The sequence below is a fragment of the Stenotrophomonas sp. SI-NJAU-1 genome, from assembly GCF_020883215.1.
Taxonomy (GTDB): domain Bacteria; phylum Pseudomonadota; class Gammaproteobacteria; order Xanthomonadales; family Xanthomonadaceae; genus Stenotrophomonas; species Stenotrophomonas indicatrix.
In genome coordinates this window covers 41,051-62,404 of the sequence record NZ_CP086598.1, presented here as the reverse complement: position 1 = coordinate 62,404, position 21,354 = coordinate 41,051, and the positions used below count along the sequence as shown (strand labels likewise).

The window sequence follows — 21,354 nt, the reverse complement described above, 5'->3', positions numbered from 1 at the left end:
CGCGCAACTTTTGCAACCCTGTTGCGCGCCCCCTGCCCTAGCATCGTGGGTATCCCGTCAAGGAGTCTTCCATGGACCTCGCCCAGCCCCGCCGCGTCGAACACCAGCAGACCGACAAGGGCTACGTGCCGGTGTACACCACCGCGCTCGTCGAGCAGCCGTGGGACACCTATACCGCCGACGACCACGCCACCTGGAGCACGCTGTACCAGCGCCAGCGCGAACTGCTGGTCGGCCGCGCCTGCCAGGAATTCCTGGATGCGCAGGACGAGATGGGCATGAGCGCGCACATGATCCCGCGCTTCGACCAGCTCAATGAAGTGCTGGGCGCGGCCACCGGCTGGACCCTGGTCGGCGTGGAAGGCCTGCTGCCGGAACTGGATTTCTTCGACCACCTGGCCAACCGCCGCTTCCCGGTGACGTGGTGGATCCGCCGCCCCGACCAGATCGACTACATCGCCGAACCGGACCTGTTCCACGACCTGTTCGGCCACGTGCCGCTGCTGATGAACCCGGTGTTCGCCAACTACATGGAGGCCTACGGCCGCGGCGGCGTCAAAGCACATGCGATCGGCCCCGAGGCGCTGCAGAACCTGACCCGCCTGTACTGGTACACAGTGGAGTTCGGCCTGATCGACACGCCCGAAGGCATGCGCATCTACGGTGCCGGCATCGTCTCGTCGAAGGGTGAATCGCTGTACTCGCTTGAGTCCGCCGCACCGAACCGCATCGGTTTCGACCTGCAGCGGATCATGCGCACGCGCTACCGCATCGACACCTTCCAGAAGACCTACTTCGTCATCGACAGCTTCGAGCAGCTGATGCAGGCGACGTCGCCGGACTTCACCCCGATCTATGCCGCGCTGGCCGACCAGGCGCACCTGCCGGCGGGCGATGTGCAGGCTGAGGATCGCGTGTTCCAGGCCGGCACGGGCGAGGGCTGGGCCGACGGCGGCGACGTGTGAGCCCACAGGCGGGTCCGCTATCCTGACCCGCATGACCGACGCTTTCGCTTCCCTGCGTGTCATCGACATCAGCTTCGATGACGACTTCATCCTGTTGACCCTGGCCGACGGCCGCCGCACCCGGCAGCCGTTGCGCTGGGCGCCTGCGCTGTTCGAGGCCACGGCTGAACAGCGTGCGCAGTGGGTGCTCACGACCGATGGGCTGGGCGTGAACTGGCCCGCGCTGCTGCCGGCGCAGGAACGCGGCGTGGTCGATGTTCCGAACCAGGTGTGGGATGACCGCTATGAAGCCGCGCTGGCGCGCCTGAAGGCGGCCGCATGGTCGCTCGATGCGCTGCCCGATGAAGACCAGCAGCTGGTGGCGATGTGGCGGATGGAAGCGGACATCAACAACGGCGGCTTCATGCAGTTCCTGTGCAACTGGGGCGACCCGAGCTGCCAGCTGGCGCTGCGCGCGTTGCAGGCGATGGGCGCAACGCAGACGCACGCGATCCTGGCCGGCATGCGTGGTCTGCTGGACCGGCTGGAAGACGACCCGGCGATCAAGGAACTGACCGACCTGTACGGCGCGATGACCGAGCAGGAGCAGGAGGCGCTGCATGCCTTCGATGAAGCGTATTTCGCGCGGCCGGAAGACTTGGCCCGGTTGGGTTTGAAGCATTTCGGCCCGGAGCCGTTGTAGAGCCGAGCGCACGCTCGGCTGCGTTTCAGCTACCGCGGATACGCCAGCAGTACCACCAGATCCTCATCACCGACCTGCTGCAGCGCATGGCTGCTGCCCTTGCGCGTCAGCAACGCATGCCCCGCACGCACGTCGTGCTGTTTTCCATCCAGCACATAGCTGCCCTGCCCGCTCACGATGTAGTAGATCTCATCCTTGTGCTGCGGATGCAGGCCGATGCCCGCGCCCTTGTGCAGCACGCGCTTGCGCAGCACGAACGGAAGGCCCTGCGCATCGGCGAAGAACGGGTACGCCGTGGTCGGCCCGGCGCCGCCATGCGGGCCCGGCTGTGTGCGCGCCAGCGTGTCTTCGTGCAGCACCTGCGAGGCACGCGCTGGATCGCCGCCCTGCCCCGCCCCCATCACATCGCAGTCGATGTCGCGCATCAGCGCCGGTTGCAACGCCGGCAGCAGCGGCACCGCCTCGCGCAGCACCAGGCACGCCACTGCGTTGGCGCCGGCTACGCTGAAGTGGGTGCCGTCGGCCTTGTGCTGTTCCGGCACGAACAGGAAGTACGGGCGTGCACCCTGCTCGCCCAGCGCGCGGATCCAGCGCATGCTGCGGTCGTTGAGGTCGATCAGTGCAACGTGCTCGCGTGTGGCCAGCTGCTGCATCGCCAACGTGTAACGCGCGTGCGTATCCAGCAGCGAACCGAAGTCGTACAGCAGCCGTGCCACCGGCGTGACCAGCACCGGCGTGGCACCGTGGTCACGCGCCACCTGCACGTAGCGCATCAGCATCCGCGGGTAGTCACTGTCCGGATCGGTGTAGCGCGTGCGATCTTCGAACTTCGCATCGTTGTGGCCGAACTGGATCAGCAGCACATCGCCACGACGCAGTTCGCGCCCTATGGCGTCCAGGCGCCCTTCGTCGATGAAGCTGCGCGTGCTGCGCCCACCCTTGGCGTGGTTTCGCACTTCGAAACGCGCCGGATCCAGGTAGCTCTGCAGCGCCTGGCCCCACCCCGCCTGCGGCGCACGCTCGGGCCCGTATTCGGCGGCGGTGGAATCACCGGCAATGAATACCCGCACGGGCGCCGCCTGCGCGGCGGCGCTCGACAGCAGCAACAGCAGCAACAGTTTCCGCATGGCCGGGCCCTGGTAGTGCCGGCCGCGGGCCGGCAAGCTCATGGATGCGTGGAGCGTCGGAGGAAGTGCCGGCCAGTGGCCGGCACTACCGAAAACCAAGCATTACCGCGCCAGCCAGCCACCATCGACCGGCAGCACCGCACCGTTGATGTAGTCCGACGCCGACGAAGCCAGGAACACCGCCGCGCCGGCCAGGTCTTCCGGCGTACCCCAGCGGCCGGCCGGAATGCGCTCGAGGATCGCCTTGTTGCGGTCCGGGTCGGCGCGCAGCGCGGCGGTGTTGTCGGTGGCCATGTAGCCCGGTGCGATCGCGTTGATGTTCACGCCCTTGCCCGCCCACTCGTTGGCCAGCAGGCGGGTGATGCCGGCGATGCCGCTCTTGCTGGCGGTGTACGACGGTACGCGGATGCCGCCCTGGAACGACAGCATCGAGGCGATGTTGATGATCTTGCCGCTGCCCTGGGCGATGAAATGGCGGCCGGCGGCCTGCGAGATGAAGAAGGCCGACTTGATGTTGACGTTCATCACGTCGTCCCAGTCCTGCTCGCTGAAATCCACCGCGTCGGCGCGGCGGATCAGGCCGGCGTTGTTGACCAGGATGTCCAGCCCGCCCAGGCCCTCAAGGGTTTCGCGCACCACGCGCTCGACCGGCTCGATGCTGATCAGGTTGGCTTCCACCGCCAGGCAGCGGCGGCCCAGCGCGGTGATCTTCTCGATGGTTTCGGTGGGCGGGGCGATGCCGGCCACGGCGACATCGGCGCCTGCGGCAGCCAGCGCCACTGCGATGCCCTGGCCCAGGCCGGTATTGCCACCGGTTACCAGAGCGACTTTTCCTTCCAGGCTGAAGGGATTGGTCATTGCGTATGCGTTCCTTGGTAGAGGCGTGCGTGATGCGGGGCAGGTGGCCACCGGCACGGCGTGCGCGGTGGCCGCCCGGCGCTTACTTGAGCTGGCAGATGTCCAGCACGTGCATGTCGGTGTAATCCAGGTTCTCGCCACCCATCGCCCAGATGAAGGCGTAGTTGCTGGTGCCGGCGCCCATGTGGATCGACCACGGCGGCGACACCACCGCTTCGTTGTTCTGGATGACGATGTGGCGCTGTGCGTCCGGCTCGCCCATGAAGTGGTAGACGCGGTCGCTGTCGCCCAGGTCGAAGTAGAAATAGACCTCGCTGCGGCGGTCGTGCAGGTGCGGCGGCATGGTGTTCCAGACGCTGCCCGGCTTGAGCACGGTCAGGCCCAGCAGCAGCTGCGAGGACTGGCAGGTGGCCGGCACGATGTACTGGTAGATGGTGCGCTCGTTGCTCGTCTCCAGCGCGCCGCGATCCAGTGCCACCGCGTCCTTGATCGACAACTGCCTGGTTTCAAAGCGCGCATGCGCCGGGGTCGAGGCCAGGTAGAACTGCGCCGGGTTGGCGGCGTCCTGCGAAGCGAAGACGACGTCCTTGCTGCCCATCGCCACGTACAGGCCATCCTTCGGCCCCAGCGTGTACACGGTGCCATCGACGGTGACCATGCCGGTGCCGCTGCCGACGTTGATGATGCCCAGCTCGCGACGCTCCAGGAACGGATGGCCAGCGGCCGACGCCGGTTCGGTCTGCGCCGGCAGCGACAGCGGGCCGTTGACCGGCGCCGCACCGCCCAGCACGAAGCGCTCGTAGTGGGTGTACTTCAGGGTCACCGCATCGGCGTTGAACAGGCCATCGAGCAGGTACAGGTCGCGCAGCTGATCGTTGCTGGCGCCCTTGATGGCGTCGGGATGGGTGGCGTAATGGGTCTTGCAGTACATGGCTTCTCCAGAGCAGGGGGCGGGCCGATGGTTCGGCCCCGGCACGGTTCACGGTCGATTCTAGCCAGACAGGAAACCGGTGTCATTTTGCGCTGCACGATGCGGGTCGGACGGCATCGGCAGGGTGGGGGCAACGTGAAAGGTGTCACGACCAAAGGGTCGTGACCTGCAGGATTGATCCTGCGGGATCAATCCTCGGGCGGTTGGCAGGAATCGCGCACGATCAGGTGCGGGCGCACGCTGGCGATCTGCAGCGCAGGCTGGCCTTCGGGCTGGATCAGCATGGCCGCAGCGGTGCGGCCGGTGTCGCGGGTATGCCGGCGCACCGATGTCAGCGACGGCCACAGGCGCGAGGCCAGCGGGCTGTCGTCGTAACCGACGATCGACAGCTGGCGCGGAATGCTGATGCCGGCACGCAGCGCGACCTTGTAGATACCGGCGGCCATTTCATCGTTGCCGGTGAAGATGGCGGTGGGCCGGCGCTTGCCCAGCAGCAGCTTCTCGGCGGCGGCCACACCCGATTCGAAGGTGTAGCCGGCCTCGATGATGCGATCCTTCGGCAGCTCGATGCCACGCTGCGACAGCGCTTCGATGAAGCCGGCGGTGCGTTCGTGCGCCGAGCGGTATGCACTGGGGCCGGTCACCAGGGCGATGTCACGGTGGCCCAGCGAAAGCAGGTAATCGGCCGCTTCGGCGGCACCGTCGCGGTCGTGGGTGACCACCATCTGCGAGGTTTCATCCAGCGGCAGCGCAGCCACGCGGGTGAAGCGGCAGCCGATCTCGTCCAGCATGTCCGCCAGCGCCTGGTCCTCGGATGCACGCGGCACCAGGATCACCCCATGCAGCTTCTGCTGCTGGGCGAAGCGGCGCACGCCGTCGATGTAGCCCGGGCTGCGGCTGTCGCAGGGGTGCACCACCAGTTCGAAGCTGGAGCCACGCAGCGCATCCAGCGCGCCGTACTGCATGTCCACGATGTACTGTGCGGTGGGGTTGTCGTAGACCATGCCGATCAGGAACGAGCGGCGGAAGGCCAGGCCACGGGCCAGCGGGTCGGGGGTGTAGCCGACTTCGCGCATCAACGCTTCCACCTTGTCGCGCGTGTCCTTGCGCACCAGCGGCGAGTTGTTGATGATCCTTGAAACCGTTTTCTTGGATACACCCGACAGTCGCGCGATGTCGTTGATCGTGGCTGCCTTGCCCTTTGCCAATGCCGGCGTAGCGGCATCGTTCTTGTTGCGCACTGACATGTAGTGAACCCGATAAGCCTGGGGATTCCAGCGCGCGCTCAGTCCAGCGCGCGATAGCGGAAGCTGCGGAAGGTTACCGCACCGTTGCCGGCCGCATACAGGGCCGGTTTCAGTGCCAGGAACTTGCCGGCCACATTGTGATGGTAACCGGACACTTCCATCTGAACCGGATACTTCTGCCAGGTCTGGCCATCGGCACTGGAATGGATGGTGACGATGTGGCGGTTGTTGGTCACCCGCAGCCAGAGCCGGCCGCCCTTGGCGCTGGCCGCCAGCCGGGTGGGGCGCTCCTCGCCGTAGCGGTGCATGACGAACTGCTCGCCGTTGCTGCCTACGCCCACATACAGGCGGTCGCTGTAGAACAGCAGGGCACCGCCTACCGCGCCGGGGGCGATCTCCATCTGCACCTCGAACTGGTAGGCCGGATCCCCGGCAATGGTCGTCAGCGGCGAGGCATCGCGCGGCGTGCTGCCCTTGCCCTGCAGCACCAGGCCGTCGCCGCTGAAGCGCAGGCGCCGGTATTCATCCAGCGCCGGGTTGAAGAACGCCCACTGCGGGCCCAGCGTACGGCCGGTGAAAGCATCGGACAGGGCCATGCCGTGCGGTGCCAGCGCGCTGCCCGATGGCTTGCGCAGCGGCTGCCCGAGATCGCCGCCCTTGGCCACGAACCAGCCATCGGCGGTCCACTCGATCGGTTCCAGCAGCGCCTGCCGGCCCAGCGTCCAGAAGCCGTTCTCGTAGCCGTGGTACATCATCCACCAGCGACCGTCGGTGCCTTCGATCACAGTGGCGTGGCCACGCGACCACCATGGTTCAGCGGCCGACCGGGTGCGCATGATCGGGTTGTTCGGTGCGTTCACCCACGGGCCGTGGATCGAGCGCGAGCGCGCGGTGATCACCATGTGCCCGGTCGGCGGGCCGGCGGTGCCGCCCACCGCAGTGGTCATGTAGTACCAGCCATCGCGGAAGTGGATCTTCGGGCCTTCCTGCGCGTAGGCCTCCACGTCCCAGCTTTCCGGGTAGCGCCAGCCGTCGTACACATGCTTGGGCGTACCCACCACGCTCAGGCCGTCATCGGCCAGCTGCACGTAGTCGCCGCCGCTGAGGAACAGGTAGCGCTTGCCGTCCTCGCCAACCGCGTGGCCGGGGTCGATGTAGCCGCCCAGGCCGATGTCGATCGGCGCACTCCACGGACCCTTGATGTCATCGGCCCAGACCACGAAGTTGCTGCGGTGCTCACCGGTGCGCGCCGGGAAGTAGATGAAGTAGCGGCCCTGGTGCTTGACGATGTCCGGCGCCCAGATCGCGCCTACGTTCTGCGTGATCGCATGGCCGAGCGGCTGCCAGTTGACCAGGTCGCGCGAGTGCCAGATCGGCAGGCCCGGGTAGGCGTCGAACGAAGACAGAGTGAGGTAGTAATCCTCGCCGTCCTTCAGCACCGACGGATCGGGCCTGTCACCGGCCAGCACCGGGTTGAGGAAGGTACCGTTGCCAAGGTCGCCCTGGCGCTGGTGCTCGATGCCGCGCTTCCACTGCGCGGGCGCGGGATCGGCAGCCAGGGCAGGCAGCGCGGCCAGCAGCAGGCCGAGCAGGGCAGATGCAGCAGTGCGGTGCAGCGTAGGTGTCATGTGATTGCCTCGGCTCATCAGGCGCGCAGCGCGGCGGGCAGCCACAGCGACAGCGACGGGAAGAAGGTGACGATCAGCAGCACGCCCAGCGCGGCGAACCAGAACGGCCAGATCGTGCGCATGCTCTGGCCGACGCTGATCTTGCCGATGGCGGTGCCGATGAACAGCACCGAGCCCACCGGCGGGGTGACCAGGCCGAGGCCACCGGTCAGCACCAGCACCAGGCCGAAGTGGATCGGATCGATGCCATAGGCCTTGGCCACCGGCAGGAAGATCGGCGTGCAGATCAGGATCATCGGCGCCAGGTCCATGAAGGTGCCCAGCAGCAGCAGCATCACCACGATCATCAGCAGCACCATGAACTGGCTGTGGGCGAACGACTGCAGGAAGTCCACCGCCGCCGCAGGCACCTGCAGGTAGGCCAGCAGCCAGCCGAACACCGCCGCGGTGGCGATCACGAACAGGATCACGCCGGTGCTGCGCGCGGCATGGATGACGGTGTCGAAGAACTCACGCCAGCGCAGCTGCCGGTACAGCACGGTGGTGACCAGCAGGGCGTAGACCACGGCGATGGCCGCGCTCTCCACCGCAGTGAAGATGCCGGCGCGGATACCCACGAAGATCAGCGCCACCAGGCCCAGGCCGGGCAGGGCGGAGACGATGCGCAACAGCACCGCGCGCCAGCCCGGGAACACTTCCACGCCATAACCACGGCGACGCGCGACCACGTAACCGGTGATCATCAACGCCAGGGTCATCAGCAGCGCCGGCACAATGCCGGCAGCGAACAGGTCGGCAATCGACAGGCCACCACCGGCGGCGGCCGAGAACAGGATCAGGTTGTGCGACGGCGGCACCAGCAGCGCCACCAGCGCAGCGGTGATGCTGACGTTGACCGCGAAATCGCGGTCGTAGCCGCGCTTGACCATCTGCGGAATCATCGTGCCGCCCACCGCCGATACATCGGCGATGGCCGAGCCGGATACACCGCCGAAGAACAGCGAGGACAGGATCGAGACCTGGCCCAGGCCGCCGCGCATGCGCCCGACCAGCGATGACGCCAGGGCGATCAGGCGTTCGGAGATGCCGCCGCGCATCATGATCTCGCCAGCGAAGATGAACAGTGGAATGGCAATCAACGAGGCCGAACCGGTACCTGCGGAGATCTGCTGGACCAGCACGATGCTGGGAATGTCCAGGTAGAGCAGGGTGGCCAGCGCGGCGGCGGCCAGCGCGTAGGCCACCGGCACGCCCAACAGCAGCAGCGCGGCAAAAACAGAGAACAGGATGGTGATGCCCATGGATCAACGATCTCCTTCAGCGTCGTCGGCATCGGCTGCCGTGGCATGCAGCGCTTTCCACGCACGGTTCAGCGCGAACAACAGCATCAGCGCACCACCCACGGCCAGCGGCAGGTAGTTGATGCTCTGCGGCAGGTTGGCGCCTGCGGTCTTGATGTCCATTCCATCGAGCAGCAGGTCGGCCGACCAGAACGCGATGAAGCCGCCCAGCACGGCCACCACCAGCTGGGTGAACACATCCACCACCCGGCGCAGGCCGGCGCCCATGTAGGCGTGCAGCAGGAAGAAGCCGAAGTGGCGATTGGTATGCACGCCGCAGGCCGCGCCCAGGCTCATGGCGGTGGCCAGCAGCAGCAGGGTCACCGGCTCGGTCCAGCTGGGCGAATCGTTGATCACGTAGCGGGCGAACACCTGCCAGCCCTGCACCACCACCAGCCCCAGCAGCGCGGCCACGGCGACATGGATGGCGATGTCGGCGATGCGGTCCAGCAGGCGTTGGCCGGCGCCGGGGCCGATGGAAATCGTCGTCTCGGTCATGGCAGTGTCCTCAGGCGGCGGCACGGATGCGGGCGACCAGCGCAGCCAGCTCGGGTTGCTGCAGGTACTGCTGCAGCAGCGGCTGGGCGGCGGCGCGGAAGGCGGGCAGGTCCACCTGGTTGGCTTTCACGCCCGAGGCCAGCACGGCGCGGCGCGCGGCATCTTCGGACGCATCCCATTGCGCGCGCATCACCTTCACCGAGGCGCGCGCGGTCTCCAGCAGCAGCTGGCGGTCGGCCGGCTGCAGGCGCTCGAAACTGGCGCGCGACATCAACAGCACGTCCGGCGCATACGAGTGATCGCTCTGCGACCAGTAGTGCGCGGCCTCGAAGTGGCGGCTGGAATGGAAGCTGCGCATGTTGTTCTCGGCGCCATCGATCATGTGCGTCTCCATGCCGGAGAACGTATCGCCCAGCGACATCGGCGTCGGGTTGGCGCCGAGCAGGCGCATCAGCTGGATGAAGATGTCCGAGGACGCCACACGCAGTTTCAGCCCGTGCAGATCACCGGGCTGCACGATCGGATGCTTGGTGTTGTAGAAGCAGCGTGCGCCGGAATCATAGATGGCCAGGCCGACCAGATCGCGGCTCTCGAAACCACGCAGGACCGCATCGGCAATGCCGCCATCCAGTGCGGCGCGCTGGTGCGCCACCGACTCGAACACGTACGGCAGGCACAGCGCCTGGGTGAGCGGGAAAGCGTTGTTCAACGCACCGGCATACACGCGGGTGATGTCGATGGCACCGAAACGGGCCATGTCGATCGCTTCCGATTCGCGACCGAGTTGGCCCGAATGGTATTGCCGCAGGCGCAGGCGACCGTTGCTTTCGCGCTGCAGGGTTTCGCCGATCCACTTCACCGCGGTCACGGTGGGGTAGTCAGCCACGTGCACGTCGGTGGCCGTCAGCAGCTGGCCGCCGTCGATGGCATCGGTGGGCCCGCGGCCACAGGCCGCGAGCATCGGGGTGGCCAGCGCAGCAGCGCCGCCGGCCAGGAAATGTCGTCGTGTGATCATCTGCGCCCTCCCGCGCGTGTTCACCGGATCGTGCGGCGGTTACCCGGCCGGCACGGCCCTGCAGGCAATTTCGCCGAAGCCGGCAAACCGCACCAGCGCCGTCTGCCCCACGGTGATGTCATGGATGCCGGTGGCGTTGCCGGTGGCGATCAGGTCGCCCCGTCGCAACGGCCGGCCGCGCAGCGCCGAACGGGACAACGCGAACGCATACGCCGCGCGCAGGCCGCCGGGCAGCCGGGTGGCACCACCGGTGCCGACCACCTCGCCCTCGATCAGGGTTTCGGCGCGCAGGTCGGTTTCGTCGCGGGTGGTCCAATCGGCAATCTCCGGCCCCAGCACCAGGCCGTTGTTGTTGCCGAAGTCGGACACCACTACGCGCGGGCCGAGTTCGTTGATCGTCGCCAGCGGGCTGCTGGCCACTTCCACGCCGATGTACAGGCGCGCCGGCAGCGCTTCAGCCTGCTCGGGCGTCCAGTGCAGCTGTGCGGCCGGAGCGTCCTCCAACAGCTCCAGCACGTACTCCGCCTCGACCGCGCCGAAGCCGCCGACGAACACCGGAATGTCCACTGTTCCACCGGTAGCATTTTTCAGCTGACGCGAGAAAACCGGGCCCAGCAGGCGGTCGTCCCCGGACGCATCGCGGCGCTCGGCGGCGATGTAGCCGACCTTCCAGCCCACCACCTGGTCATCCCAGCTGGCAATGGCCAGATCCTGCACCTGGTAGGCAGCCACCAGGTCAGGCGGGACAAGGCCCGGGAAGCCGGGCAGGGCCTGGCCGCCGCGGCGCGCGGTGGTGAAAGCGTGGGCGATCGCGGCCGCATCGTCCGGCGCCGGCGTCTGCCCATGTATGCCGTGTTCGTTGCTCAAGAACGGTCTCCCTCTGGCGTTGTTGCACTGCCCATCGACAGCGTCTGCAGGAGGTGTATATGGTAAACCGGTGTCATCGTGCAAGCCGCAGCGCATCACGAGCGCTTGCCGGTGACCTCGGCCACTCTGTTGTCTCACCGTTGGAGCCCTTTCCACCATGTGTTTTTCCCGTGTGCTGTTGTTGCTGTCAGGCCTGCTGCTGACCGTCCCCGCATCTGCGGCCGATGTGCCGTTGCGCGCAGGCGAACACCTGGGCCGGGAGCTTGCCGGCGAGCAGCTGCCGCTGTGGCAGGCGGGGCAGGTCCCCGGTGAAACGGGCACGGCGCGGCCGGCGCGTGTGGTCGAGCGCAGCGATGATCCAGCCCACCCCGATCGCTTCATCGACCAGGTCGATGCGCCCTACCTGCTGGTGCACACGCCGGCCCGTGCCAACGGCCGCGCGCTGCTGGTGATTCCCGGTGGCGGCTACCAGCGCGTGGTGATCGACAAGGAGGACAGCGCGCTGGTGCCGGAGTGGGTGGACCGTGCCGGCTTCACCCTGTTCGTGCTGCGCTACCGCCTGCCGCAGGCCGGCCGCGACCGCCAGGCGGCACTGGCCGACGCGCAGCGCGCACTGCGCGTGGTGCGCGACCAGGCCGCACGGCGCAGGCTGGATGCCGACAGTGTGTCGGTGATGGGCTTCTCCGCCGGCGGCCATGTGGCCGCACGGCTGGCCACCGGTTTCGATGCGCCGGTCTACCCGCCACGCGATGCCATCGATCGCCTCAGCGCGCGTCCTGCACGCGCGGTGCTGGTGTATCCGGTGATCGACATGGGCGCACATGCACACAGCGGCTCACGCGGACGCCTGCTGGGCGAGCAACCCGATGTGGCGTTGGCTGCGCAGTATTCGATGCAGCAGCACGTACGCGCGGACATGCCGCCGACGCTGCTGATCCATGCCAACGACGATCGGGTGGTCAACGTGCACAACAGCGAGGTGATGGCGCAGGCACTGGCCAAGGCGGGTGTCGAACACGAGCTGCACCTGTTCGCCCATGGCGGCCATGGCTTCGGCATGCGCATGCCGCCTGATTCAACGCTGGCCGTGTGGCCGCTGCTGGCACAACGCTGGCTGCAGGCGACGGAGGCGGCACATTGAACCAGGGGGATGCCAACCTGCAGCGCCGCCGTTTCCTGCGCGACAGTGCACGCTGGGCGCTGGCCACGGCCACGCTCTTGGCACTTCCTGCGTCCGCGATGCCTGGGCCACGCGATGACACACAGGTGGTGGCACGCCTGCGTGGCGGCCGCGTGCGTGGCCAGCGCGAGCACGGCGTGCACGTGTTCCGTGGTCTGCGTTATGGCGCTGACACCTCCGCCTACCGTTTCCAGCCGCCACGGCGCGAGACGGGCTGGCGTGGTATCGCCGACGCCCTGGAATACGCCGCATCTGCGCCACAGACCGGAGCGGACGGGCCGGGCAGCGAAGATTGCCTGTTCCTCAACGTCTGGACGCCGGCACTCGGCGACGGCGGCAAGCGGCCGATCCTGGTCTACATCCATGGCGGTGGCTTCAACAACGGCTCTGGCAGCGATCCGCTGTACGACGGCAGCGCGCTGTGCCGACGCGGCGACGTGGTGGTGATCACCGTCAATCATCGCCTGAACACCTTCGGCTACCTGTACCTGGGCGCGCTCGGCGATCCGCGCTATGCGGCCTCCGGCAACGTCGGCCAGCTCGACCTGGTGCAGGCGCTGCAGTGGGTGCGCGAGCATGCAGCGGTGTTCGGCGGCGACGCCGGCAACATCACCGTGTTCGGGCAATCCGGTGGCGGCGCCAAGATCGCCACGCTGATGGCGATGCCCGCAGCAAAAGGCCTGTTCCAGCGCGCGTGGACGATGAGTGGGCAGCAGGTGACCGCCGCCGGTCCACGTGCGGCGGCGCAACGGGCATCCATTGCAATGCAGGCCGTGGCCGCGCGCGACCTGCAGGCGTTGCTGCGACTGCCGGCGACCGAGCTGCTGGCCGCCACCCGCGCACGCGATCCCTCGCGGGTGGAAAGCAGCGCGCTGTACTTCGGCCCGGTACTGGATGAGGTGGTGCTGCCGGTGCACCCGTTCTGGCCACAGGCACCGGCGCAGTCCGCGTCGATTCCGATGGTGATCGGCAACACCCGTGATGAGACGCGCGCGTTCCTTGGCAACGACCCGGCCAACTTCACGCTGACCTGGGAGGATCTGCCGGCGCAGCTGGAGAAGCAGCAGTTCGTCGATCTGCTGCCCTCGGTGGTGATCGCAGAATATCGACGCCTGTATCCGCACTACACGCCCTCAGAGGTGTTCTTCGCGGCCACCACCGCCGGCCGCTCGTGGCGTGGTGCGGTGGAAGAACTGGAAGCACGCGCTCGGCAGACAACCGGGGCCGCACCCACCTGGGCCTACCAGCTCGATTGGCCATCACCGGTGGAAGACGGACGCCTGCGCGCCTTCCATACGCTGGATATTCCGCTGGTGTTCGACAACGCCGGCCTGCCGGGCGCGCGTACCGGCGGTGGTGAAGACGCCCGGGCACTCGCAGCGACGATGAGCGATGCGCTGATCGCCTTTGCGCGTACCGGTGATCCCAATCACGCGGGAATGTCGCAATGGGCTCCCTATGGCGTGCCACAACGGCAGACGATGGTGTTCGATCGGCACAGCCGCGTGGTTGACGATCCACGTGCAGGCGAGCGTGCGCTCTATGCAAAAGTGCCGTTCGTGCAGCGCGGCACGCAGTGATGACACCGCGATGCAAACATTCTGTTAACCCGCCTCGGCTAGAGTCGGTTCATGGAAGCGATGTTCACGCCACCGCCGTTCACCGGCCGCGAGCGCTTGATTGCAGGGATTGATGCCGCCGTCTGCCTGGTCGATCCGCAGGCGATCACCGGTGCGCTGCAGCGGGTGCTGCGTGAAGCCATCGTCGATCCGCTGATCGAGCTGCCGCCCTGCGTACGTCGCCCCGTGGATGGCCATTACGCACGCCGTGAACTGTACCGGAGCCCTACGCTGGGCTACAGCGTGATCGCGATGTGCTGGGGTCCGGGGCAGGGCACGCCACTGCACGACCACGATGCGATGTGGTGCGTGGAGGGCATCTGGCAGGGCGAGCTGATCGTGACCCCGTACGCGCTGCTGGAACAGCGTGGCGAGCGTCACCGCTTCGCTGCGCAGGAAACGCTGTACGGGCACCGTGGCAGCGCCGGCAGCCTGATTCCGCCGCACGAGTACCACACGCTGCGCAACGCCAGCGACCAGGACGTGGCCGTGTCCGTGCACGTCTACCAGGGCGTGATGGAGCGCAGCGCGGTGTTCGATCCGCTCGATGACGGCTGGTACCAGCGCCGGGTGAAGATGATGGAGACAGAGGCGTCCTGATTGCGTTCCGCCGGGCATGGCCCGGCGCTACCAGAGCTTGTGGACAACCGATTCATCGGTAGCGCCGGACCATGCCCGGCGCAACGCGGAATTCATCGCGGCACATCCACCACATTGTTGAGCCGCGTGACTTCCTCTCCGCCATCGGCCAGCGCAACACGCACGCGCAGGCCGCCGCGATCCCCTGCCGGCAACGGCAACGACACCACCGCCGTCTTCGGCAGCAGGTCGGTCGGTGCCGCCATCGCCGGCACTTCGGAGCGTGCGATCTCGCGGCCCCGCGCATCTTCCAGTATCGCCACGCCCACACCGCTGGCCACATGCCCAAGGCCGTGCACGGTCACGTGTACCTGGCGCCCGTCCACCCGCACATCGCCACGGCCCACGCCCAGGTCCGGACGCATTTCCACCGGCGTGCCCGCAGACACACGCTCGAATTCGAAGAGCTCGGTGCGCCCCGGCTGGAACTGCATCGGTACCGACGCACTCGTCTCCAGCTGCACCGTGCGCTCGCGCGGCCTACCGTCGATGCGGCCATCGCCATCGGCATCCACGCCACTGCGCACGCGCCAGGTCCCGCTGCCCACGTTCCAGCCGGTCATGTCGGCGGCGATCACGCGCGCGCCGAGGTTGTGGCTGGTGATCGTGAAGCGCTCACGCGAGGGCGCATGCACCAGCAGTGCCACCTGTTCCGCGGCGCCCTCACGATCGAAGCGCCAGCTGACGGTGTGCCCGGGCCAGCTCTGGTTGCGCTTCAGGGCGATGCCGCCCAGCCGCGCACGCTGCAGGAACTCGCTTGGCGCTTCCACCCGGTCGGACCACCAATGGCCCTCGGTGTTCATGTACGCGCGTTGTGCCTTGGCCTGCAGGCCCTCGGCATGCAGCGCGTCGATGTACTTCCGGTCGCCGCTGGCCTGCCATGCCATCAGGCTGGCGAAACCGGTCTTTCCGGCATCGGCCTCGGCGGTCAGCAGCGGGTACCAGTCCTGCTGCCGGCCAAGTGCCTCTACATAGTTCTCGCCAAGGTTGGCCAGCGCGCCGGGGCCGCCGCGCTGCACGCGATAATCCAGTGCCTGCAGGTACTTCGCATCACCGGTCCAGCGCCATGCCGCCCAGAAGGTGTGCATCGTGTCACCGCTGCCGGAACCGTTGTTGAGTTCGCCGCCGCGGGTCGCACCCGTGGCCCAGTTGATCTCGTTGGGCAGGGTGAAGCGGCCCTTGTCGTCGGTGCCGGCGTGGGCCAGATAGCCATCGGCCAGGCCGATCACCAGCCGGCGCCCGGTCGGGTCGGCGTTGTACTGGCCCAGCAGGAACGCCGGGTGCAGCACCGGGAACGAGTACGGCTTCTGCCACTGCCAGTTGGGTTCGCGGTAGACCTTGTTGCCACCGAACCAGTTGCTGGAGAACAGCACATGGCCCTGCGGGTTGCGCAGGATGATGCGCTCGTCGAACGCCTTCACCGTTTCCATCAGCCGTTCCAGGGTCAGCGGATCGCCCCAGTTGAGGTACAGCATCGCGCTGTTGGTGTTGATGCCTTCCTCGTAGGCATGCAGCTCGTCGGTCTCGATGGTGCTCAGGCCATTGCTGAACATGCCGTTGCGGTACACCGCGTCGGACAATGCGGTCAGCGAAGCATTCAGGCGGTTCGGCTGCACGCCCATCAGGGCAAGGCCGGGCCACTGCTGGGTCAGGTCGGAATCATCGGAGATGCCACCACCGAAATCGCCGTAGGCCACCTGCCGCTGATCGATCCACCAGTCGACGAACTGCCGCACCTGCGCCAGGTCCTGCACCTGGTGGAAGGCCCACGCCGGTACGCCCTTGGGCACCTCCGGTGCGGTGTACGGCGGGCGGCCCTGGCTGTTGTAGCTGATGTAGTTCCAGTACAACCGGCCCAGCTCATGGTCCGGGTCGACCCGCAGCAGATCGCTCAGGTCCGCGTAGACGCGCGCATACAGGCGCTGGCGCTTGGAGGTGGTGTGTTCCTCCACGAGGAAACCCCAGTTGTCGCGCACCTGGTTGAAGCGGTCGGCCACGTGCTCCTTGAGCGCGTCGGCGCGTGGCTTGAACACCAGCCGCACCTGCGCACCGTCCAGTGCCTTGGCGTCGAAGCCGGGCGCAGCCGAGGCGATGCTCAACCACAGGCTGTCGGCGGTGAGGATGCGGTCGCGCAGGTCCAGCCACAGCGTGCGCTTCTGCCCCGGCTGCACCGAGACCGATACATCGATCATGTCGCGCGCCGGCCAGATCGGATCCTTGATGCGGAGGTTCAGCGGGATCAGGCCATCGTGCGTGGCCGGCAGGTCGAGCGCGGGAATGTCGATGGCCACGCCATCCAGGCCGTCGTGCATGTTCTCCCAGCTGTAGGCCCAGCTGCGGATCAATGGCTGGTTGGCCGGCGCATCGCCCACGCCGGAGGGAATCAGCACGTGCACGATGGGCTTGGGCTGCGTTGGCAACGAATCGGCCGGGCGCCGGCGCGAGCCCGCCCCCTTGGGCAGCGCCATCACCGTGCTGCGTTCGGCCGCAGGGTAGCGGCCTTCGATGTAGCGGCGCAGTGTGTCCAGGTTGGTGTAGTCCGGCAGTGCCTGGCTGTCGATGACATAGGTCTGCTTGACCGTGCCGTCGGGCTCGGCACCTTCGCTCACGCCATACGCCCAGATCTCCTGGATCGGCGTTTCCTGTTCAACGTTGCTGAAGCGCAGCACGCCACCGGTCCGTGCCGGGATGTCGTCGACGCTGCGCACCCCACCCTGCGGACGCGTCGCCAGCACCTGGGTGGCGTGCGCGGCGTCGCGGCCATGAGCCAGCGTGCCGAAGGCCGCGCCGCGGATCTCCACCCGGTTGACGGTCTCGCCGGCCGGCACGGTCAGGTCCAGATGCTGGCCGCTTTCCACATACGTGTTCCAGTCCGGCAACTGGAAGTAGTCGTTGCGGCCGGGGAGGCGCGAGCGGTTGTAGACACCGGGCCAGGTGGTCTCGGCGATGCCGTCGGTGGCCTTCCACATCCACGCCTTGAGGTCGCGGGCATCGTCGAATTCGATCTTGCGGATGCGCGTGCTGGCTGCGGTCAATGGCGGTGGCGGCGCGCCTTCCCAGCCGAAGCGATGGCGCCAGGCACGGTCATCGGCAGTGCTGGCAACGGCGCTTTCGGCGGCCTTGCCGCGCGCGAGCGCACTGACGGCCGCAGCATCGAGCATGCGGTCATACACGCGGATGTGCTGGAAATCGCTGCCACGCAGGAAGTTGTAGCGGCTCTGCACCTGGTAGGGTGCCATCACCCGCCCGGCCAGGCCGAGCTGGTCCAGCGCGGCATCGTAGTCACCGCTGGCCTGCACACGCGCCACCTCGCGGCCATCGACGAACAGGCGTACGCCCTGGTCTTCGTCCCAGGCAAAGGCCAGGTGCAGCCACTGGTCCGCACGTGGCGGCGTGTCCATGCGGAACGACACGCGCGTGCGGGCGAGGTTGGCATCGGTGACGAACGCATCGAAGCCGTGCCCGTTCCAGTCGATGCGCAGCCAGGCCATGTCCCAGCTGCTGTGGTCGGCATAGCCGACGCGGAAGATCACGAACGGCGCTTCGCCCACCGCGTAGCGCGCGCGCCAGTCGAAGGCGAGGGTGCCACGCTGGGCGAGGATGTTGCCGGGCGCATCCCAGGCCAGCACGCCGTCGTCCTGCCATTGGATGGCCTTGCCGCGCGCTCCTTCGTCGACGATGTCGACCTTTTCGCGGAAGTTCGGCACCGCCTCGCCCTGTGCTACCACAGCCTCAAGGCCTTTGCCGGCATCGACATGGAACAGCAGCGTGGGCGCATCGGCGGCGGCCATCGCGGGGCCGGCAGCCAGGGCCACCGCCAGCAGCAGGCAGCGGGACAGGGTCGAGCGGTGCGGCATCAGGCGTTTCCTTTCAACGGGCGACGGCCGGCGAGGGCCGCCGGACCGTAGCAAGGCCACGCCGCGACGGCACCTTGCGGCGCAGCAGCGGTCGTGGCGAACGACGGCGTGCCGGGTGGCACGCCGTCGGCGTTGCTCAGAACTTGTAGCGCAGCCCCAGCAGGTACTGGCGGCCGGTCTCGGTGTACTGCAGCGGCAGGCGACCGGTCAGCGGCGAGTACACCCACTCGTCGGACGCTTCGTTGGTCAGGTTGATGCCTTCCAAGCTCAGTTCCAGCTGGTCGCTGATCTTGTAGCGGATGGATGCATCGAGCACCGTGGTACCGGTCATGCCGTGGTAGCCATCGAGGTTGAAGCCGGTTTCCTGGCCCGGTGCCTGGGTCAGGTAGTCATCGCGGTTGGTCGCCGAGATGCGCCCGGCGAAGGTCTCGCCTTCATAGAACAGCGTGGCGTTCCACGACGACTTCGACAGGCCGGTCAAGTCGGTCTTCATCACCGGCTGCCCGGCCGAGTTGATGTACTGGATCTTCGATTCCACCCAGGTGTAGTTCAACTGCACGCCCAGGTTGGCCCACTTGCCCGGCAGGAAGGTGAAGGGCTGGGTGTAGTTGGCTTCCACGCCGTGCAGTTCACCGCCCGGGGTGTTGACCGGCTTGGTATAGGTGAAGTCATCGGTGGCCGAAGCACCGGTGCCAGTCAGCAGCGAGGCAGGCAGGCCGCTGTCGCTGAACGGGCGCACTTCGCGGGTGGTCTGCACGAAGCTCTCGATGTCCTTGTAGAACAGGCCGATGCCGGCCATCGCGCCTTCGGAGAAATACCACTCGAAGCCAAGGTCGACATTGGTCGCACGGATCGGATCCAGCGCCGGGTTGCCGCTGGAGATGGTGCGTGCACCACCGGCCACGGCCACCGTCGCGCCCGGTGTCAGGCTGCCCAGCCCCGGACGGCTCATCACCTTGGCCGCACCCAGCCGGATCAGGAAGTCCGGGGTGACTTCCGCCACCAGGTTGAACGAGGGCAGGGTGTCATCGTAGGTACGGCTGACCGTGGTTTCGACGGTACCGTTGGCCAGCGTCGACTGCCCGGTGGACGACTGCTTGGTGCGCACGTAGCGCACGCCGAAGTTGCCCGACAGTGGCAGCGAACCGAGCTCGGTGGAGAACTCGCCCATCAGGTAGGCGCCACGGTCCTTCTCTTCGACGCTGCGCACGTTGTTGGCACGCGGGGCGACGGCGAAGGTGCCGCTGTTGCTGTAGATGTCGAGCTGTTCGGCGACCGCATCCAGATCCGGCACGACCCAGTTCGACGGGCTGCCGTTGATGCCCTTCAGCCCGGCCTGCTCGGTCAGCTCCACCGGCATGATCCTGCTGCCGCCAGCGAAGGTCGGCACGGCCAGTTCACTGGCGCGGCGCAGTTCGGTGGTCTTGAACGTGTAGTCCTTGGCCAGCACGCCGCCCTTCAGGCGGAAGCCGGGGCTGATGTTCCAGTTGAAGTCGATCTGGCCGGTGTCGAAGTCGTTGTCCACGTACTGCGGCCGCAGGCGGATCTCGGCCAGCTCCCAGCCGTTGGGATCCGTCGGGTCGATGCCATAGTTGAGGATCGGCGCCCGGCTGTTGCCACGGTAGTCGTAGCTGTAACCGTCGACATCGTACTTGTCCATGATGACGGTGGTCTGCACCGGGTTCTCGTGCTTGGAGCGCGAGATGCCAATCTTGCCGGACAGGGTGAAGTCATCGCCGAAGCGGTGCTGGCCGTTCAGCGCGATCTGCTTGAACTCGGTGCTCCACTCGTCGTGGCGGCTCTCGGTGCGGATGTCGACATTGTCGAACTCGCCATAGAGCAGGGCGTTGTCGCGGATCTCGCCGTTCTTGACGATGGTGCTCGGCTTGCCGGCCAGGCGCGCGTTGGCATTGGCGCCACGGCTGAAGGAGATCGCTTCGATGTAATTCTCGTCGCGCGTGGCATCGATCTTCGAGTACAGCGCATCCAGCGAGATCTCGGTGGCGTCGTTCGGCTTCCACTGCAGCGAACCGGTCACGCCCAGACGCTTCTGCTCATGCTCCATCTGCACGTAGCGCGGGAAGCGCGGATGGAACACGTTGGCGCCACGCGCAGCAGCGAACGGCGAGGACGCGGCGAAGTTGCCGTTGCTCGGGCCGTTTGCCCAGCGACCAGTGTTGGAGCCTTCTTCCAGCGCCTGGCGCTCGGAGTAGGCCACCGACAGCAGCGCGCCGAAGGTGCCGTCGGCGAAGGTGTTGGAGACCAGCGCGGCGATGCGCGGGTCGGCCTTCTCGGCCATCGCGTTGTAGCTGCCCTGGCCACTGGCGGCGAAGGTGAAGCCGTCGTAGTCGAACGGGCGCGCGGTGCGCAGATCGACGGTGGCGCCCAGCGAGCCTTCCTCGACGTCGGCCGAGGCGGTCTTGCGCACCAGCAGCTGCGAGAACAGGTCCGAAGCGAATACGTTGAAGTCGAAGCCACGGCCGCGGTTGGTGCCGCCGCTCTGGTCACCGGCACCGACCGTGGTCAGCGCTTCCATGCCATTGATGCGTACGCGGGTGAATTCCGGGCCGAGGCCGCGCACCGAGATGTTGCGGCCTTCGCCGGCCTCGCGGGTGATGACCACGCCCGGGATGCGCTGCAGCGACTCGGCCAGGTTCAGGTCCGGGAACTTGCCGATGTCCTCGGCAACGATGGCATCGACCACGCCGGCTTCGCCGCGCTTGATGTCCAGCGCCTTCTCCACGCTGGCGCGGTAGCCGGTGACAGTGACCGTATCCAGGTCGGTGGCGTTCGGGTTGGCGCTCTGCTGCTGCGCGCCGGCGTTGCCTGCCAGGGCCAGTGCGACGGCCAACGCGAGCAAGGTAACCGGTGTCTTTTTTTCATGGTTCCGAGAATGCATGC

At 67.2% G+C, this 21,354-nt stretch carries 16 protein-coding genes; 5 read left to right on the top strand and 11 right to left on the bottom strand.

The features are described 5' to 3' along the window. The first annotated feature begins 71 nt into the window (after positions 1-71). Together phhA and LMF57_RS00240 are read left to right on the top strand one after the other, a co-directional pair. On the top strand, positions 72-965 hold the full coding sequence (gene phhA, locus LMF57_RS00245; RefSeq protein WP_059063088.1) for a phenylalanine 4-monooxygenase: 894 nt from the start codon (positions 72-74) through the stop codon (positions 963-965). 31 nt (positions 966-996) lie between these two features. Further along, positions 997-1,647 carry a DUF4375 domain-containing protein gene (locus LMF57_RS00240; RefSeq protein WP_229290490.1) on the top strand — a complete coding sequence of 217 codons (651 nt, stop codon included), beginning with the start codon at positions 997-999 and terminating at the stop codon, positions 1,645-1,647. Positions 1,648-1,676: 29 nt separating this feature from the next. Here LMF57_RS00240 and LMF57_RS00235 read toward each other — a convergent pair whose 3' ends face one another. The 9 genes from LMF57_RS00235 to LMF57_RS00195 form a co-directional block, all read right to left on the bottom strand. Next, positions 1,677-2,774 carry a GDSL-type esterase/lipase family protein gene (locus LMF57_RS00235; RefSeq protein ID WP_208081866.1) on the bottom strand — a complete coding sequence of 366 codons (1,098 nt, stop codon included), beginning with the start codon at positions 2,772-2,774 and terminating at the stop codon, positions 1,677-1,679. Positions 2,775-2,876: 102 nt separating this feature from the next. Then, positions 2,877-3,632: a 2-dehydro-3-deoxy-D-gluconate 5-dehydrogenase KduD gene (gene kduD, locus LMF57_RS00230; protein ID WP_229290489.1), complete on the bottom strand. Its 756-nt coding sequence runs from the start codon at positions 3,630-3,632 to the stop codon at positions 2,877-2,879. 82 nt (positions 3,633-3,714) lie between these two features. Continuing rightward, positions 3,715-4,563, bottom strand: coding sequence for a 5-dehydro-4-deoxy-D-glucuronate isomerase (gene kduI / locus LMF57_RS00225; RefSeq protein ID WP_229290488.1), 849 nt, complete (start codon positions 4,561-4,563; stop codon positions 3,715-3,717). 188 nt (positions 4,564-4,751) lie between these two features. Next, positions 4,752-5,810, bottom strand: coding sequence for a LacI family DNA-binding transcriptional regulator (locus LMF57_RS00220; protein ID WP_229290487.1), 1,059 nt, complete (start codon positions 5,808-5,810; stop codon positions 4,752-4,754). A 38-nt stretch (positions 5,811-5,848) separates the two neighbouring features. Next, positions 5,849-7,438 (bottom strand): family 43 glycosylhydrolase, encoded by a 1,590-nt coding sequence (locus LMF57_RS00215; protein ID WP_229290486.1) that lies wholly within the window; start codon positions 7,436-7,438, stop codon positions 5,849-5,851. 17 nt (positions 7,439-7,455) lie between these two features. Then, positions 7,456-8,739, bottom strand: coding sequence for a TRAP transporter large permease (locus LMF57_RS00210; protein ID WP_025875489.1), 1,284 nt, complete (start codon positions 8,737-8,739; stop codon positions 7,456-7,458). 3 nt (positions 8,740-8,742) lie between these two features. Continuing rightward, complete coding sequence (locus tag LMF57_RS00205) at positions 8,743-9,276, bottom strand: TRAP transporter small permease (protein ID WP_229290485.1); 534 nt, start codon at positions 9,274-9,276, stop codon at positions 8,743-8,745. Positions 9,277-9,286: 10 nt separating this feature from the next. Further along, entirely contained in the window at positions 9,287-10,291 is a 1,005-nt protein-coding gene (locus tag LMF57_RS00200) for a TRAP transporter substrate-binding protein (RefSeq protein WP_229290484.1), read from the bottom strand. Positions 10,292-10,330: 39 nt separating this feature from the next. After that, on the bottom strand, positions 10,331-11,140 hold the full coding sequence (locus tag LMF57_RS00195; protein ID WP_324255973.1) for a 2-keto-4-pentenoate hydratase: 810 nt from the start codon (positions 11,138-11,140) through the stop codon (positions 10,331-10,333). Positions 11,141-11,315: 175 nt separating this feature from the next. Here LMF57_RS00195 and LMF57_RS00190 point away from each other — a divergent pair, with 175 nt between their 5' ends. The 3 genes from LMF57_RS00190 (at position 11,316) to LMF57_RS00180 (ending at position 14,557) form a co-directional block, all read left to right on the top strand. Further along, positions 11,316-12,299, top strand: coding sequence for an alpha/beta hydrolase (locus LMF57_RS00190; RefSeq protein ID WP_208082056.1), 984 nt, complete (start codon positions 11,316-11,318; stop codon positions 12,297-12,299). A 98-nt stretch (positions 12,300-12,397) separates the two neighbouring features. After that, a complete protein-coding gene (locus tag LMF57_RS00185) occupies positions 12,398-13,918 on the top strand; it encodes a carboxylesterase family protein (protein WP_229291416.1) in 1,521 nt (506 codons plus the stop codon). A 51-nt stretch (positions 13,919-13,969) separates the two neighbouring features. Continuing rightward, complete coding sequence (locus LMF57_RS00180) at positions 13,970-14,557, top strand: cysteine dioxygenase family protein (protein ID WP_229290482.1); 588 nt, start codon at positions 13,970-13,972, stop codon at positions 14,555-14,557. A 92-nt stretch (positions 14,558-14,649) separates the two neighbouring features. Here the strand turns inward: LMF57_RS00180 and LMF57_RS00175 are convergent, their stop codons facing one another. Further along, on the bottom strand, positions 14,650-18,453 hold the full coding sequence (locus LMF57_RS00175; RefSeq protein WP_229290481.1) for a LamG domain-containing protein: 3,804 nt from the start codon (positions 18,451-18,453) through the stop codon (positions 14,650-14,652). A gap of 136 nt (positions 18,454-18,589) precedes the next feature. Continuing rightward, on the bottom strand, positions 18,590-21,352 hold the full coding sequence (locus LMF57_RS00170) for a TonB-dependent receptor (RefSeq protein WP_229290480.1): 2,763 nt from the start codon (positions 21,350-21,352) through the stop codon (positions 18,590-18,592). Between the last annotated feature and the right edge of the window lie 2 nt (positions 21,353-21,354).